General features: G+C 45.3%; 12 protein-coding genes. 3 read left to right on the top strand and 9 right to left on the bottom strand.

Annotation, left to right across the window (positions count from 1 at the left end):
* Positions 1–8: 8 nt before the first annotated feature.
* The 8 genes from gspF to OEU88_RS16155 form a co-directional block, all read right to left on the bottom strand.
* On the bottom strand, positions 9–1,226 hold the full coding sequence (gspF, locus tag OEU88_RS16190) for a type II secretion system inner membrane protein GspF (protein ID WP_262696254.1): 1,218 nt from the start codon (positions 1,224–1,226) through the stop codon (positions 9–11).
* Positions 1,213–2,721 (bottom strand): type II secretion system ATPase GspE, encoded by a 1,509-nt coding sequence (gene gspE, locus OEU88_RS16185; RefSeq protein ID WP_317279144.1) that lies wholly within the window; start codon positions 2,719–2,721, stop codon positions 1,213–1,215. The genes gspF and gspE overlap by 14 nt, the downstream gene beginning before the upstream one ends.
* A 5-nt stretch (positions 2,722–2,726) precedes the next feature.
* Positions 2,727–4,730, bottom strand: coding sequence for a type II secretion system secretin GspD (gene gspD, locus OEU88_RS16180; RefSeq protein ID WP_262696253.1), 2,004 nt, complete (start codon positions 4,728–4,730; stop codon positions 2,727–2,729).
* A gap of 11 nt (positions 4,731–4,741) precedes the next feature.
* Positions 4,742–5,614 (bottom strand): type II secretion system protein N, encoded by an 873-nt coding sequence (locus tag OEU88_RS16175; protein ID WP_262696252.1) that lies wholly within the window; start codon positions 5,612–5,614, stop codon positions 4,742–4,744.
* Positions 5,615–5,687: 73 nt separating this feature from the next.
* Entirely contained in the window at positions 5,688–8,330 is a 2,643-nt protein-coding gene (locus OEU88_RS16170; RefSeq protein WP_262696251.1) for a TonB-dependent receptor domain-containing protein, read from the bottom strand.
* 87 nt (positions 8,331–8,417) lie between these two features.
* Positions 8,418–11,279: a hypothetical protein gene (locus OEU88_RS16165; RefSeq protein ID WP_262696250.1), complete on the bottom strand. Its 2,862-nt coding sequence runs from the start codon at positions 11,277–11,279 to the stop codon at positions 8,418–8,420.
* Positions 11,280–11,502: 223 nt separating this feature from the next.
* Entirely contained in the window at positions 11,503–12,048 is a 546-nt protein-coding gene (locus tag OEU88_RS16160) for a prepilin peptidase (protein ID WP_262696249.1), read from the bottom strand.
* Positions 12,049–12,215: 167 nt separating this feature from the next.
* Positions 12,216–12,590 (bottom strand): hypothetical protein, encoded by a 375-nt coding sequence (locus OEU88_RS16155; RefSeq protein ID WP_262696248.1) that lies wholly within the window; start codon positions 12,588–12,590, stop codon positions 12,216–12,218.
* 281 nt (positions 12,591–12,871) lie between these two features.
* Here OEU88_RS16155 and OEU88_RS16150 point away from each other — a divergent pair, with 281 nt between their 5' ends.
* The 3 genes from OEU88_RS16150 (at position 12,872) to OEU88_RS16140 (ending at position 16,039) form a co-directional block, all read left to right on the top strand.
* Complete coding sequence (locus OEU88_RS16150; protein ID WP_262696247.1) at positions 12,872–13,528, top strand: hypothetical protein; 657 nt, start codon at positions 12,872–12,874, stop codon at positions 13,526–13,528.
* Positions 13,529–13,702: 174 nt separating this feature from the next.
* Positions 13,703–14,902 (top strand): acyl-CoA dehydrogenase family protein, encoded by a 1,200-nt coding sequence (locus OEU88_RS16145; protein ID WP_262696246.1) that lies wholly within the window; start codon positions 13,703–13,705, stop codon positions 14,900–14,902.
* Between the two features lie 30 nt (positions 14,903–14,932).
* Positions 14,933–16,039, top strand: coding sequence for an acyl-CoA dehydrogenase family protein (locus OEU88_RS16140; RefSeq protein ID WP_262696245.1), 1,107 nt, complete (start codon positions 14,933–14,935; stop codon positions 16,037–16,039).
* 77 nt (positions 16,040–16,116) lie between these two features.
* On the opposite strand, the gene OEU88_RS16135 is transcribed toward OEU88_RS16140, so the two are convergent.
* Positions 16,117–16,710: a transglutaminase-like cysteine peptidase gene (locus OEU88_RS16135; protein WP_262696244.1), complete on the bottom strand. Its 594-nt coding sequence runs from the start codon at positions 16,708–16,710 to the stop codon at positions 16,117–16,119.
* Between the last annotated feature and the right edge of the window lie 322 nt (positions 16,711–17,032).

Raw genomic sequence — 17,032 nt, 5'->3', positions numbered from 1 at the left:
ATCGCTCCTCACGCAAGAACAAGCTGATTAAGCTGCAAAATCGGCAACATAATCGAAATAACAATTGCACCAACAACGACACCCATGAATATAACAATGAGAGGCTCCAGAAGCCCAAGTGCAGTTTTGGTAAATCCATCAAAGTCACGATCAAGATAGTCAGCCACTTTCGTTAGCATCTCGGCAAGCTGACCAGACCTTTCTCCAGCGGCAATCATGTATGACAACATTGCAGGAAACTGTCCGCTTCTGCGCAGTGTTTGAGAAAGGCTGCCACCTTCCCGAACTTCTGCAATAGCCGTGTCGAGGCTCGCTTGCATACGTTTATTCAATAAAGTAGCACGCGCCGCATATAAGCCCTCCAATACAGGACTACCACCATTTATTAGCGTGCCTAATGCGCGGGCAAATCGTGCAGCATTAACTGTACGCAACAACCCACCGATAACAGGTAGTTTTAATAATAGCGTATGCACCGACAAACGAAACCCTGCTTGCTGCATTCCAAGTACAAACCCTACAATTACCAGCAGTAATACTACAGCAAGGCTGCCACCGTAACTTGTTAGAAAGTTAGAAACTGCAATGACAGCAATAGTAAGCGTCGGCAATTCCCCGCCAAAGTTAGCAAATTGTTCAACGACACGCGGCACAACAAAAATCATCATCACAGTCACGACCGCAATCGCAACAAATGCAAGCACCATCGGGTAAATCATGGCTGTTTGCACTTTACGTTTCGTTTCTTCGGTCTTTTCGCGCTGATCAGCAACATTTGATAACACGCCAGCAAGATTGCCTGATGCTTCACCAGCGCCAACCATTGCACAGTAAAGCGGATCAAAGCTTTGGGTTTCTTGTTCAAGAGCTGCGGATAGGCGCGTTCCTTCTATCACACTTGTTCTCACGCGTGTTAACACGCACCGGATGACAGGCTTTTCAGCCTCTGTTGCAATGATATTTAACGCTTCTTCAAGCGGTGTAGCTGCTTCAAGCATGGTAGATAGCTGGCGTGTTATCAGCACTAAATCCTTGGCGCTTAGTTTGTTAGCAAAATCAAACAACTTACTGCGCGAAGCTATACTCGCTTTTGCCGGCACCATTGCTGTTGCGAAAAGCGCGGAGGCTTTCAGTTGTTGACGTGCATCGCGCTCACTATCAGCAGAGATAATGCCTTTGCGATTACGTCCACGTGCGTCAAGTGCTTGATATTCATATGCCGGCACCTGTGGCCTCCTTCAGCCTGGAAACCCGCAGCACTTCAGAAACAGTCGTTACACCGTCAGCAATCAGGCGCTGCCCACTAGTACTGAGCGTATCTGCTTTAGCAAAAGCGTGTGCTTGCATCTCTTGTTCACTGGCCCCGCCTTGAATCATGCGGCGCAATGTATCGTCTACAACCACCAACTCATATATGCCACGTCGGCCAGTATATCCTGTATGATTGCATGTATCGCAACCCGCAGCATCATAGATGGTTGTTGCGTTTGATAACGAGATGTCTAACTTGTCTATATACTCAGCAGGGTCTTTTACTGGAACCTTGCAATTATCACATAATTTTCGAACCAACCTTTGAGCCAGGATGCCTTTTATGGTCGATGATAACAAAAATTGTTCGACCCCCATATCCCGCAGCCGCGTAATTGCTGCAACGGCGCTATTTGTATGCACAGTTGAAAGTACTAAATGGCCTGTTAAACTTGCTTGAATTGCCATTTCTGCTGTTTCATGATCTCGAATTTCACCGACCATCACAACATCAGGGTCTTGTCGTAATATTGCACGCAAGCCAGACGCAAAGGTCATTCCAACTTTACTGTTAACCTGCGTTTGACTAATGCCAGCCAGCGCATATTCAACAGGGTCCTCAACAGTCATAATATTGCGCGATTGATCATTCAAAATACTTAGACCTGCATACAGTGTCGTTGTTTTGCCTGATCCAGTAGGGCCTGTTACAAGGATAATGCCATTCGGTTCTTTGAGCAGCTCTTTCAATTGCTTATGAACATCTGATTGCATGCCAAGGTCAGATAATGTCAGGTGAGCCTGTGAGGTATCGAGCAATCGTAAAACGACCCGCTCACCGTGCCTTGAAGGCAATGTTGAGACGCGCACGTCAAATTCTCGGTCCCCAAGTGTCAATGACAGCCGACCATCTTGAGGAATGCGTTTTTCAGCAATATCAAGCCGCGCCATAACCTTCACGCGTGACACGATATATGGGGCGAGTTTGGCAGACAGACTTGCAACTTCAGCCAGCACACCGTCCACACGCAGACGCACCGATAGCTTATTATCAAATGGCTCGAGGTGCACGTCTGATGCTCTCGTTTTCACTGCCTCAGCCATCAATCCGTTTATTAACCTAATAACGGGGGCATCATCGTCATTAGCCAATAAGTCTGCCGTTTTAGGCATACCTTCAAGTGCACTGTCCAAATCATCAAGAGCGCCCTCATCTTCAATTGATAAGCCGTCCGATGTGTAAAGGTCAGATAGGAGTGCATCAAATTCTTGTGGGTTTTTTCGCTCGATCTGTACGATCTCGCCAACAACACGGCGTACTTCTGTTAGTGCACGCGGCACCGTACCAGCACGAATGGCAACAACAATACCTGCTTCAGTAACACCCGTTACAGCAATACCAAAATCGCGCGCAAATCCATAATTCAACTTAGGAATTTCTTGCGCTGATATGTCCTGCATTTCAGCCATAAGGATTAATTGTTATTTACTGGTTGCTGCGTGCCAGCAGGCGGCTCACCGCCAAGTACTTCTTGCACAAGCTGGTCAATAGACAATTGTGACTCAACACCAATCTGCCGCGCTTGCATGTAGTTGTACTTACGAGCGGTTAATGGTGCCAGGTCTTCACTTGTGCGTACAATTGTGGGGCGTAAAAACATCATCAGGTTTGTCTTAGTCGCACTTTGACGGTCTGAACGGAACAAGCGCCCCAAAAGAGGAATATCACCAAGAAATGGTACTTTGTCGACCGAGATAGCTTCGTTCTGCTGAATAAGGCCACCAAGCACAATAATGTCACCGTCTTTAACGCGAACAGTGGTTTCAATCTCACGTTTATTTGTAATTAACTCTGACGAGTTAGCGCTTAAAGGGCCGGCAATGGATGAAATTTCCTGGCGAATATGTAATCTAATTTCTTCACCCTCGTTAATTTGAGGGGTGACTTCAAGCTGAATACCTACGTTCTTACGCTCAATCGTTCGGAATGGGTTAACGTTAGCACTCCCTAGTGCCTCACCCGTTGTAATAGGAATTTCCTGACCGGACAAAAACCTTGCTGGCTCGTTATCCATTGTCAAAATTGACGGCGTAGAAAGGATGTTACTCCCTGTATCCTGATTAAGCGCATTCAACACAACACCAAAAATAGTACCATTATCCGCCTGCCCTAAAGCGCCTAAAGCAAAACCATTTAAACCAAGCAGGCTTTCAACTGCAGTTCCCTGCAATAGATCTGTAGTGGCACTGTTTGTGGTAGTAGTTGTGTTGTTATCGCTATCGGTCGTGCTGTTGGTATCATCAACGAGCAAAGCACCTGTAACAGCAAGTAAATTGGGGGCTGTATTAGAGTAGTTAGAAACAGTAAACGGTATGTTGCTACCATCACCACCAGCCAGGATGTATTGCACGCCAAGCTCTTCTGCCGCACCTTCTGAAACTTCAACAACAATTGCCTCTACCAGCACCTGCGCTCGGGGAATATCAAGCATGCGAATAACATTGCCAATTTTCTGCTGCATCTCAGCAGCGGCATTAATCACAACAGCATTCGCTCCTGAATATACCGATACCGTCACATCTGAAGCAGCAGTGCCGCCAGCAGAACCTGCTTGCGTAATTGAACGGGTAACAGCCTCAAGCGTCGGCAACAGACTTTCGGCGTTAGCATGGCGTAAATATATCACTCTAAGATCACCACGCGATGCATTGTTAGCATCCAAATCGCGAATAATGGGTAAGAAGGTATCCATCACAGCGGCTTGTCCTCGCAAAATCAGTGTATTACTACTTTCAACGGGGATAGCTGTCATTGTTTGGCGAGCAGTATCTTCGAAGCCGGGCTGCGTTGACAAACTCAGCGCGATCTCTGCCATTTCTGTAGCAGAGGTATTCTCTAGTGCAATTGTGCGTATGACTGATTTGTCCACATCCATTGTAGCAACCAGTTTGCTGATACGTTCCAGATTATCTGCATAATCTGTAACGATCATAATTGGCATGCCTTTGCGCGCAAAAGTTCTACCATTCTTAAATACAAACGGTTTGGTTGCAGCTTGCACAGCAAGCGGGTCTGCATAATTCAGGCGAAAAACACGTGTAACTAACTGATCACCTATACGAGACTCGTCCACTGGGCCTGCGTCTTGGGCAGCAACATCATCAGGAACAACTTTAAACGCACCGCTCGACGTCGGGACAACAGTCAATCCGTTAACACGTAAAGCAGACAAAAATGTCTGAAACACCCCTTCCTGTGATAAAGGCGTCGATGAAACAACATTAATCTTACCTCTAACGCGAGGATCAATAATGAATGACCGTCCAGTGAGTTGGGCAACATCGTCAATGAAAACACGCACATCTGCATCGCGGTAGTTTAGAATTTGCGACTGTTGTGCATGAGCACTTTTGGTCACGAACAAGCTAAAGGACAAAATGAAAGCCGCCAAAACCATTGTGCTATTTTTAGGGATCATATTATTCATTCCTATAAAGTCAGCGTCATTTTTTGACCCCGCCTTTCAATCTCAATGGTAATAGCTGTTGCAGTCTGTAATTCTTCACCCAACTCCTGCATACGCTCAAATGACGATAAACGCGAACCGTTTACTGATTTTATAACGTCATCAACCGCGAGCCCTGTCCCTGCAAGCAGTGATGCTGGCGTTTCATTAGTAACGCGAAACCCTGAAATCCGCCGGCTAGCTTCATCTTTCAAAGGCGCTAATCTTATACGCGCTAACACATCAGCAAAGTCAACACCGCTGCCTCTGCTTTCTACAGTTGATACTGCCTGTGATGCATTCGCAACTTGGTTTCGTTCAATAGTGGGTTGCTTCGCCATATAAACCGTCTCGCGCACGCCGCGTCGATTGATTTCGACACGATCTGCGAAGATTCGGGATAGCGTGATACCGCGTGTGATTTCTTCACCAAGGCTGATCAGCTTTTGCCCATCACCCTGTACATCTATAATCGCAGCACCGCTTCCATCATCACCAACACGTAAACCTGCTATTGTTATTTTAAGCGAACTTTCAGGTGCTGCAGTTTGCACCTCAACAGCACCTAATTTGCGATAAAAAGGGTCGAAAGCAACGATAGTGTCATAGGGCGCTTTTTCATTAGTGCGCGAAACAGTTTGGCTAGCGGCATGAAATGTAGCAGCAAAATCAGGCCGCGGTGCAATGAACGCATAGAAAACACTCACGATCAGATAAGCCAGACAAACGATCATTAAAGCCTCAATGAAACCAATGAGCCAGCGCCCCATTTTAGGCACTTGAACAGCACTAACGGCTTTAACCGAGGTTATTTCAGTATTTGAATTCACAGTCACTGATACGTTTGAGTGGGTCATAATCATTCGTTTTACAAAAGGCCCACCGCCGCAGCAGTAGGCCAATTAAAGATCATTGATCTCTTATATGCGATTAGAAGGAATATTTGAAGCCTAACGATAGGGTTGTACCCAAATCATATCCCTCGGTAACAAGTCCTGCTTGCGTGAAGCGGATACTGTCATTGAGGATATTATCCGCTTCAAAACTAACAGTAAGCGGCCTACCTCCAACCTCGAATTCCTTGCTGTATGCAAAATTCAAGAGTATCGGCGGGCTTTCAAATTCGTCTGGAGCACCGAAAACACCCAAGAGTGAAAGACGGCGGCCAGTATAATTTAAAACAAACGCAAGGTTTTCACCGCGATCATAATCGCGCCAACCAATCTGGAAGTTTGCCAGATATTCTGACTGCCCCTGAAATGCACGAACTGCATTTGTCACGATACCAAGATCAGCTTCGGCAGTAATTGTTTCACCGTCAATATATGATGCGTTTGCTTTCATGAACACTTCGCGCGTGCCCAGCCAGTTCCAATCGAACCAATCTTGTAAGAACAGAATTTTTTCAACCTCAACTTCAACACCTTTTAATTCTGCAGATTGACCGTTGATATAAGTAATCAGGCGGCCTTCACCAAAAGCAGTGACAGACTGTTCAATCGGGTTTGAGAACTCTTTATAGAAAGCGCCAACAGTTAAGCTTTCACCAGCGTCAAAGTACCATTCAAAACGTGCGTCATAGTTGTTGATCTCGGTAATACGTAGCGTTGGGTTACCTCTAACAGTAATGTTTCGCTCATCATCAATAAACGGGGCAACAGAAAGTTCACGTAGATCAGGACGTGTAATGGTCTGGCTGTATGCCAAACGCACTTGCATATTTTCAATGATCTCATATGTAAATGTGGCTGCAGGCAGCAAGAATTCGCCTAGCTGAGTAACCTGAATCGGGTCAAGTGTTGTTCGGTCAACAGTATTTACAATCTGTTCTGAATCTTCATAACGCAAACCAAGAGACAAGCGTGCTTTCTCGGAAATCTCGATATCGGCACTGAAATAAGCCTGAATGTTTTCAAACGTTGCATCGTAAAAATCAGAGGCATCAAAAATCTCGGTTAAACGAATACCGTTAGGGTCAATATTTGTAGGGCCAAAGATAATTTCTGGTGCAAGTCTGCGCAAATCAGTTGAAGCACCAGAAGGAATGGCAAAGTTGTAGCGAACTAGACCGAAGCTTCTTTCTTTTTCTGCATATGTGAAACCGCCAGCAAAATCGACTGCAAAATCGCCAATATATGATGGCTGTTCAATATCCAGCCCGAACTCGCGTGTTTCTTCATCAAGTGCGCTATATGATGTGACATTACCATCAGGGCGAGCCAAAATAAGGAATTCACCAAGCACATCATCAAATTCATAAACCGTATTACGGCGCAAAGGCGCATCACGGTCAGAACGTGAGATATTCGCACGCCATTCTATTTTTGCTTCCTGGAAAGTATCACTATCACCAAATAGCGAAACATTGTGCTCGCCGCTTAACTGATTGGTCCAAACCTGACTTTCAATAAAGTCAATTGTCGAACGTGTTCTAAGAGCATCACGTTCAGCAGCAAAAATACCTTTTTCAATCAATGAACGTTTTGTTGACTGACGAAGAACAGTGCCTGTGTAATTGATTGAGTGGCTTGAGTTGAATTCATAACCGAGCGACAGAATACCATTTAAGGCAACATCAAGGTTTGTCTGACGTAAACCACAATCATCACCGCCACCTTCAAAGCCCGTTCGATCACAAATCTCTGGAGCGAAATTGAAGTTCTCTACAGGGCCTGAGTTGTCGACGTTAAAATCACGGCGGACACCGACACGGTTACGCGTATTCACATCATAGTCTACAGCAGCAAAGAAGCCAAACGCGCCCTCGTCACCGACCTCGAAACGGTCGCCGTAGATCGCGTTAAAACCTAAACCAGGATAAAGTGACTCGTTATCAATCGAAAAGATGTTTGGAATAGCTTCTCCGGCGGCCTCAAGCTGATCAGGCGTCAAGCTTTCTAGCGTCACATCTTGCAGGATTTCACTTGGTATTGTGCGCAAAGAGCCGCCAAAACCGAAAATTTCTGAATTCGAGCCATCATAACTAAGGCCCGTTTTTCCGGTAGCTTCGCTGTTATATTTTCCTGAAATACCGATTTCCAGTACAAAATCATCAGGCACTTTTTTGGTGCGAATATCGATCACACCACCAGCAAATTCCGCTGGATATGTTGCAGAGTATGTTTTTTGAACCAGAACGTCTTGAATAATTGCTGTCGGGAAAATATCAAGCGGTACAACCTTGCGCAGTGGTTCAGTACTAGGAATACCTGAATTGTTCAAAAGCGTAGCTGAATAACGCTCTCCAAGACCGCGCACATAAACATATTTACCGCCCACCAAAGACAAGCCGGGCAAGCGCTGCAAAGCAGAACCAACATCGCCGTCTCCCGCTAAAGTAAAGGCTTCGGCATCAAGAATGTTTGATATCTCTGACGTTGCTCGCTTTTCGTCAGGAATATATCTTCCGATTACAGTTATTTCTTCAACATCAAGACCTTGCAAAGCAAACCTTGCTGCTTGCTCCCGGTCCTCTTCCTGGTCAGGATTTTCCTGAGCAAAGGCATGCGTTGGCACCAGGAAGACGGTTGACGCCAGAAGTGCCATTTTAAGTTTTGTATTATTCAGTTTCATATCTGCTACCATCAACAATGACCGGTTATGCAAAGAGCGCCGCAACAAAGACGAGCATGTCTTCATTGCGGCGCGCGATTTCTTATTTTATTGATCGTTTAACCAAACAGTCCAACCAGCTGCCCAGTTGTTATCGGCACTTGGTACAGCACCAATAAAGCTTGTCGCTTCAAAGAAGCTATCAACTGCACTTACATCAGTTGCTGTTGCACCAGTTTCTGTTGCGCCATTGATGTATGTTTTGAAGCTTGCTGCACCAGCAAATTCAGTCAGGCTATCTGCAGCAACAAGATTATTGCTTTGGCCAAGGAACCAGGCTTCCAGATCGAAGGCATTATCATCATCAGTGTTGAACACTTCCGCGCATGTTGTGCTGAGCAGTGTTGACTGTAATGTTAAAGTACCTGTCAGATTTGTTGCGCTTCCACCAGAGGCTGCAAAGGTGGCTGCATCATCAACATCAAGACACGCATCGCCAAAGTCGGCAACGACAGTGTTGAAAATGTTACCACCCGTGCCTTCACGAAGAAGAATGCCAATATCACTCTCGCCGCCAGCAGCACCAGCACCAAGAATAGTTGCGTTGGCAATTTGAGGCTGCGCACGTGGCAAGAAGTCATTACCATCACCGAAGTTATCAGCTTCAATACCTTGGTCGGTTGCGGGCTGGTTAGGGTTTTGTGCAATGATCACAAACTGTACTTTACCGCGCCAACCTTGCGTCCAGTCAAGGCTGTCATCATCAGCGCCAGTAATAACAAGATGTTTTGCTTGTGCTGTTCCACCGAAGAATTCAACACCGTCATCTGCACCATTATGCACTTGCAGGAAGTCAATTTCAGTACCAGAACCAACACCTTGGAAAGCGACACCATTCAGTTCATCGTCCGCGGTAATCGGGTTACCTGCAAACACTACGCGCGTGTAGAATAGTTGACCGCTGTCATCTGCATCATCAACACCACCGTAAAGACCACTGTCACCCTCACCGTCAGCTTCACATGTTCCGCTACCGTTGCATGTGTTGAGTGTAGCGCGACCGTTAATCACAATGCCGCCCCAGAGCGATGTATCAACATCAAGGTCACGCGTTTCAGGGTTCAACGCCGTGAAGGTAACAGGCGCGTCTACCGTACCATTTGCATTCAATTTAGAGCCACGTGATATTACTAGGAATGATTGCTGGTCAGCACCTTGTATGGTTACACCAGGCTCAATTGTAAGATCTGCGGTATCGGCAGTTGCAAGCGGATTAGCGGCATCCGGTCCAGCATCCACACCAAATACCACACGACCATCAAGGATATAATCAAGGCCTGAGACCAATGTCAGGTTTTCGGTATAAGTACCCGCAATCACACATGCGCCGTTTGCATTCTCTGTTGTACCGGTTGGGCAAGACGGTTCTGCATTCAAACCAAATGTCCAATTAAGTGTCCAGTTATCAGTGGCATCAGACGAACGAACAGCACCAGCGTAGTCTGTTACATCAAAAAATGTATCAAGCGTAGCTGGGTTTACTGCGGTCACTGCATTTTCAGCTGAGCCATTGATGAAACGATTTGATAGTGATGTTGCTCCAACAACATTATTAGACTGACCGTTAAAGAACTCTGCTAGATCAAACGTATTGTCATTGTCTGTATTAAACACTTCCGCACAGTTAGTGCCAAGAAGTGTACTTTGAATTGTTAGTGAACCGTTTAAGTTGGTTGCACTTGCACCCGCTGCAGCAAATGTGGCTGCATCATCAATATCCAGACAAGCGTCACCAAAATCAGAAACAACAGTATTAATAATATTTGCACCCGTACCTTCACGGAGAAGTATTCCAATATCACTTTCTCCAGCGCGACTTGCACTACCAACAATTGTCATATTCGCGAGTTGAGGCTGCGCACGCGGCAAGAAATCATTACCATCGCCAAAGTTATCAGCTTCAATACCTTGGTCAGATGCAGACTGATTAGGGTTTTGAATAATTACAACATGCTGGGCTTTGCCGCGCCAACCTTGTGTCCAGTCAAGGCTGTCATCATCTGCGCCTGTGATTACAAGGTATTTAACCTGAGCTGTACCACCAAAGAATTCGACACCATCATCGGCGCCGTTGTGCACTTGAATAAACTCAAGAGTTGTTCCTGAACCAACGCCCTGGAATGCAATACCGTTTAACTCATCATCTGCAGTGATCGGATTGCCCGCATAACGAATTTGAACGTAGCGCATTGTACCACTTGAATCAGTGTCGTCGTTACCACCATATAGACCGCTATCGCCCTCACCGTCAGCTTCACAAACGCCGTTACCGTTGCATGTATTAAGCGTTGCACGACCATTAACAATGAAACCGCCCCATTCTGACGTGAACGGTTGGTCAAGGATAGCACCGCTGAAAGAAGTGCGTGTTGCATTCAATCCCAGTTCATCAGCAAAACCCAGATCTAGTGCAGATGTGAAAATGATTGGATCATTTGCAGTACCAACTGCGTTGATCTCAGATCCGCGTGAAATGATCAGAATATCTGAAGCTGTGGCACCGTATACGAAAACGCCTGGTTCAATGCTGAGGGTCGCAGGGTCACCTGCACCTGCAGAACCGTCAGCGCCAACATCAACACCAACCGCAACACGGCCAGAAAGTTGGTAGATGTTGCCAGCAGTAAGTGTAACATCGCTCGTAAGCGTACCACTTAGCTGACAATGCGTTTCCGAACCAACAGCAACATCGGTTGTTCCAGTAGGACAGTTACCTGCACTACCGCCACCATCTGTTCCGCCGCCGCCATCGCCGCCGCTGCCACCATCTCCTCCACCAGAACCGGTACCAGGGTTTGGTCCCTGTGTACCAGGAGAAGCTAACTCAGTGCTATCATCGCCGCATGCAACAAGAGCTACTGATGCAACAGCTGCCAGTAAAGTCTTCTTTAGAATATTCAGGTTGGTCATCTCTGTCCCCATTAGAGCGCATAAGCTCTGGAATGTTCATCCAAAAAAATCACGATGACAGGACGCAGCAATGCGGCCCCACGCATCTGGCGAATGGGTATGCGAGAAGTGTTTCAGTTTTCTTTCAGTAAGTTTACTTTGTTGTCATATTTTAAAATTGTTCAAAAAATGAACCGCAAACGAGCATTTGTGGTAAAAATACAACCATTATTCTACTTATTCGCTAATTAAACAACCAAAGGGTAATTGTGGCAAAAGCAATGAATGGCCCAAAAGGAATGTATGTTACACCCGCTTTAACCCTATTCGGGCCATGCCTTAACAAAATATAGCCGATTCCCAATGTTGACGAAATAGACAGGATTAGTGGTAGTGCTGGCCAAGCGAGGAGCATTCCTGCCCCGGCCAATAATTTAATGTCTCCCATACCTATACCGTCTCGTCCACGCCAGTGACGGTAAACAGTGTTCAACAACAAGGGCAAACCAGCGCCCAGAACAGCGCCAATGACGTGATGCTGCATCGCATATGGGCCAAATACATAACTAATCCCTGTAGCGAGAAGGAAGAAACTACCGGTTAGCAGATTTGGAAGTCGATATTCACGAAAGTCATAAAATGACAATGCCGTCATGTTCACATAGACAGCCATAGCCAAGACTAAAGGTTGACCTGTTATTAATAATAATACTAACGGTCCGCCAAAAATCAGCGTCATGGCCGCAATGGTTACCGGATGAAGATCAAATTGATTGTTATCAGCCTGCATTTATCACTCTAAATTCCTATAACCACGGCGGCACAACGCCGGGTCATAATGTAGCAAACGTTAAAATACACACCATTAAGGTTGCATACTCTTTAATTAGAATGAGTTCATAAAAAAAGAGTGCGCCCTATAGCACACTCTTTTTCTTTGCAATTAGCGAGAGTTTCCTAGTTTTCTTTCAAACTAGCAAGAGCCAACCGCGCAATTGATTTAACACGCCGAGGTTTACCACTTGCAGTTAATGCATATGGATTTTTATCTTCTTGCAAAACTTCATTATAGAGCGAGATAGCGAGATCCCGCCTACCAGTTGAGCTATAGACAAATGCCAAGTTAAGTTTGGCGAACACTTTATCTTCTTCGGCGACGTTAATGCCGAGTAGTGCCGCTTCCGCAGCACTCCAGTCTGCAGAGCCCATTTCTTCTGTAGCATAATCTTGGGGATCTATATTGGCAGCACTGGCGATTCGACTGTTATCAAGCAGTGAAACTGTCGCAGCAAGTGTCATACTCAGCAAGGTTCCTGTTTTCATCAAACGCATATGAACCTCCTTTTCAAAATCTTTCTATTATCGTCACGTTTGTTACAGTTTTGTGTAACATATGTAATTTTTCTGTAGCAAGCTTAATTTAACTCACTGAATTTATTAGATAATATTTTTTTTCAATGTGAAACATTAAAATCCATATATTTTTCAACATCTTACTCATTCCATTCCGAGTCGGAAATTCTCATATGAATTTTTTATGACACTCGTAAAAAAAAGCAGAAAAGTATTTAACACCGCGTTAATAGGCGCTCATCAGCACTTTATGAGTCTGAATGATTAATGAAGTGACGGCTTTTGAACATTTGAGCATGATGACAATGAAAACAACATTATTGGCAAGTAAGACTAAAATAGTTGCTTTGACACTACTTGGGTCTTGTTTTGTATCTTTCAGCGGATATGCCGCCTCATCATCAAACGTGCCCGTTGTTGCATCCGCTTCAATGATCGCACCTGGTTCGCTTGGCCTTGGCCGCACACCATCAAATGTTGATGTAGCAAGCCCTTTTCTTTCAACACCAAACCAAAGCGGGTTTGATGCTGCACTAACATTCGTAAAGAAAACGGGCTTGAATAAAAATCTTTCGCTTCTGCTGCTCGAAACTATGAAGCGTGACAGGCTTGTCCTTTCCGCAATTAGAGCTAAAGGCCTAAAAGCTGTACAAGGCATCGTGGTAAACGCAATTATTCTTGAGCGCGAACAGCATAAAAGCGCTTGGGAACATATATTGGCAACGACCTACAGTAAGTTCTTTAGAGCTGCTGAACTTGAGTCTCTTGCAGTTGAAAAAGAAAAATCACCGTACTTTGCTCGCCTTATTTCAATCCAAAATGAAATTACAACACAAGTTAACACTCAAGGCTCAAGTATTCTTGAAACGGCAGAGCGTAATGTAAAAGCCCGCATTGCTGCGGATTTAGGTGCCTAATTTAATACTTTTTCACCTATGACACGATACTAGAATATCTCGCTTGACCTTATCTGACGAAGTTAGATTCCCCACTCTCTCGTTTTCCGTATAATACGAACCATTAAAAATAGTGGACAATTGTCTTTCGCCGCCTACATTAACCGCGAAATCTTGTGAATATTGGAGTGAAAGATGGACCTCAATCTCACTGAAGCGCAGAGTGCGTTTCGCGATGAAGTACGGGCGTTTCTAGAAGCAAACTTACCCGAAGATATTAGAGAAACACAGCGTAGCGGTGCGCATCTTTCAGAAGATCAATATCGCCGTTGGCATAAAATTCTGGGTGATAAAGGTTGGTCAACACCTTTATGGCCACGGGAACATGGTGGCACCGGCTGGAGCCCTGTTGAATATGCAATCTTTGATGAAGAGTGCCACCTCATGGGCGCGCCTCGCGTATTGCCATTCAGTGTATCAATGCTCGGGCCTGTTTTAATTAACTTTGGTAACGATGAACAACGTGAGCGCTTCTTGCCCGGAATCAGAAGCGGCGAAGACTGGTGGTCTCAAGGCTTTTCTGAACCTGGTGCTGGTTCAGATTTGGCAAATTTAAAAACATCGGCTGTTCGTGACGGCGACCATTACATTGTTAATGGTCAGAAAACATGGACAACGCTTGGTCAATACGGCGATTGGATTTTCTGCCTTGTGCGCACAGACCCATCTGCCGCAAAACCGCAAACCGGTATTTCGTTTATTCTGATTGATATGAAAAGCGAAGGTGTTGAAGTTCGTCCTATCATTACAATTGACGGTTCCCACGAAGTTAACGAAGTTTGGTTTACTGATGTTCGTGTTCCTGCTGAAAACCTTGTTGGTCAGGAAAACATGGGCTGGACTTACGCAAAATTCCTGCTGCAAAACGAACGCATTGGAATTGCCGCAGTTGGTCAATCAAAAGCACAACTAGCAAACCTGAAACGCCTGGCAGCAACGGAAAAGAAAAACGGAAAACCTTTAAGCGAAGATCCTACATTCAAATTGAAACTTGCAGAAGTAGAGATCGAATTACGTGCTTTAGACCTTACTAACAAACGTATGCTGGTGGAAACAGAGCGGGGTATGGACCCAGGGCCTGTATCATCAATGCTAAAAATTCGCGGTAGTGAAGTAGCGCAGCGACTGTATGAATTAAAAATGGACGCAGCAGGCCTTTATGCTCTTCCCTTTCAGCCCGAAGCTGCGGAAGAAGGCTGGAACGGCGAACTTGCAGGAAGCACTGCACAAGCACGCTCTGCGCCTCATTATCTTAACACCCGCAAAATCAGCATTTACGGCGGCTCAAATGAAATTCAGCGCAGCATTGTTTCCAAAATGATGCTCGGCTTCTAGACAGCACCAAATAGTAGATAGAGAATAGAAATGAATTTTGACTATTTAGAAGAACAAAAAATGCTGGTGCAGTCGCTGGAGCGAACATTAGCAAAAGATTTTGATTTTGAAACATACCGCAGTTTGCTGGAAAGCAAGACCAGCCACGACCCGAAACTATGGGGAACGTTAACTGAGCTAGGTATAATGGCAATGCCTTTACCTGAAGCGGCTGGTGGTTTCGATGGCAATCATACAGATGTTGCACTTATCAGCGCTGAGCTTGGTCGTAGATTGGTGCCAGAGCCTTTTGTCAGCAATGTAGTTCTTGCTGCGTATATTATCGGTGAAACCATGGGTGATGCCGGGCTCGCGCATCTTGAAGCGATTGCTGGTGGCACGCAAAAATTTGCCGCAGGTTTTTACGAGCCTGGTGATCGTTATAATCCACTTAGTACCAATACATCCGCACAAAAAACGCCGGACGGCTGGAGCTTAAATGGCCATAAGGCTGTCGTACTAGGAGGTGACACAGCGGATTACTATATTGTTTCTGCTGACGCAGATGGCCCTTCTCTCTTCCTAGTCCCCAAAGATACAGACGGTGTCTCTGTTCGCGCATATCAATTACTAGATGGACGTGGTGCAGCGGATATAGTGTTAACAGACGTCAAGCTTCCAACTGATGCTTTAATGGGCGATCAGGCCAAGTCTGAAGATATTATCATTGCGGCAGTTGACCGCGGCGCAGCTGCTCTGGTTTCTGACTCTATTGGTGCTATCGAAGAAATTATTGCAATGACCAAAGAATACCTGCGCACACGTACACAGTTTGGTCGACCTATTGGATCATTTCAGGTTCTGGCGCACCGAATGGTCGATGTCATGGTTGAATATGAACAGGCAAAGTCTATTGCAATGGAAGCTTCTGTTGAAGCAACCAACCCTGATGCAACTGTTCGCATGCGTGTAATATCTGCAGCTAAAGCAAAAGTAGGTAATGTATGCCGCAGTATAGGACAAGAAAGTGTCCAGATGCATGGCGGCATTGGTATGACCGATGAATACGCATTGGGTGCTTATGTAAAAAGACTGTTAGTGAATGAAACGCTTTTCGGTGATGCCGAGCATCACCTTGAACGCTACGCAAATTTATAAATCAACATTACTGGCAAACAATTTAAAGACCGCCGGCGGCGGTCTTTATTTTTATCTTTAATTCATGTGAATAAATTTCATGGCATACTCGATTGAACAGATGCAAAAAATTGAGACCCTTCGCCACTAATATCCTGCCAATTTCGTTGCCCAACAACTTCTCTTAAATGCCACTTATAAGGGAATGTTTTCCAATCAGCACATTGAGGAAAGCGAATATCGCAAACAACTGTGCCCTGGCTTGTCTCGATTGTTAATACAGCATGATATTGCATTGTTTCTGTGTAAGCAGTGGCGAGCCTGAACGCACCAGCGTATTCGGGCAGTACCTCACGCAAACTTCTTCTCAGTGTCAGGGCAAAATCCTCACAGTCTCCCGGGCCGCGTTCCGTCAACGATTGCCAATAATCACCACCGCCTTCTTCCCACGTAGGAATAACAAGGCTTTTTGCCTGAATAAGTAAGCTGCCAACCATATTGTTAGTTGCTTTGGAGATAGGTAAAACACACTCGCTCGGCGTACGGGCACATAGTGCATCATAACCCAGTGGCGGAGCTACTGTGGAGCCTACAGGCAACGATGTCGATGCCGGAAGTACCGTTTGGCAAGCAGAAACACTAACCATTAAAACAAAGGATTGAATGAGAAACCGAACGATCTTTATAGCCACAACAAACTCCAAATTATCACAAGAACACTTGTTCACACATACTTGCCTGATCGCCTGATGGTTGTTTATTCCCTGAGTCGAACTTGTTATCGCACCAAAAGTCTTAACGAGATTTTAAAGATAGAATTCGATATCAATATGCGGAAAAACGGTCTTAATTTTACCTAAAATTACACACGAATAACCTGCATAAACTTTGGATACAGGCCAAAATCTATTCCATATGAATAGATCCAAACACCGATGCTGTGCGTAAAGATTACATGAGGAGAATTCGGCGAGAACAATACTGCTTGCACGCTTAGTGCCGCAGGCAAATTTG

It is taken from the genome of Kordiimonas aquimaris (genome assembly GCF_025574485.1).
Classification (GTDB): Bacteria; Pseudomonadota; Alphaproteobacteria; order Sphingomonadales; family Kordiimonadaceae; genus Kordiimonas; species Kordiimonas aquimaris.
The sequence above is the reverse complement of the archived record's forward strand: the minus strand, read 5'-3'. Positions and strand labels throughout refer to the sequence as shown.

What these genes read in the sequence shown, in the direction of transcription:
- gspE (WP_317279144.1), bottom strand. Translation starts at nt 2,721, where the DNA reads ATGGCTGAAATGCAGGACATATCAGCGCAAGAAATTCCTAAGTTGAAT.
- OEU88_RS16150 (WP_262696247.1), top strand. Translation starts at nt 12,872, where the DNA reads ATGATTAATGAAGTGACGGCTTTTGAACATTTGAGCATGATGACAATG.
- OEU88_RS16170 (WP_262696251.1), bottom strand. Translation starts at nt 8,330, where the DNA reads ATGAAACTGAATAATACAAAACTTAAAATGGCACTTCTGGCGTCAACC.
- OEU88_RS16145 (WP_262696246.1), top strand. Translation starts at nt 13,703, where the DNA reads ATGGACCTCAATCTCACTGAAGCGCAGAGTGCGTTTCGCGATGAAGTA.
- OEU88_RS16165 (WP_262696250.1), bottom strand. Translation starts at nt 11,279, where the DNA reads ATGACCAACCTGAATATTCTAAAGAAGACTTTACTGGCAGCTGTTGCA.
- OEU88_RS16175 (WP_262696252.1), bottom strand. Translation starts at nt 5,614, where the DNA reads ATGACCCACTCAAACGTATCAGTGACTGTGAATTCAAATACTGAAATA.
- OEU88_RS16140 (WP_262696245.1), top strand. Translation starts at nt 14,933, where the DNA reads ATGAATTTTGACTATTTAGAAGAACAAAAAATGCTGGTGCAGTCGCTG.
- OEU88_RS16155 (WP_262696248.1), bottom strand. Translation starts at nt 12,590, where the DNA reads ATGCGTTTGATGAAAACAGGAACCTTGCTGAGTATGACACTTGCTGCG.
- OEU88_RS16160 (WP_262696249.1), bottom strand. Translation starts at nt 12,048, where the DNA reads ATGCAGGCTGATAACAATCAATTTGATCTTCATCCGGTAACCATTGCG.
- gspD (WP_262696253.1), bottom strand. Translation starts at nt 4,730, where the DNA reads ATGATCCCTAAAAATAGCACAATGGTTTTGGCGGCTTTCATTTTGTCC.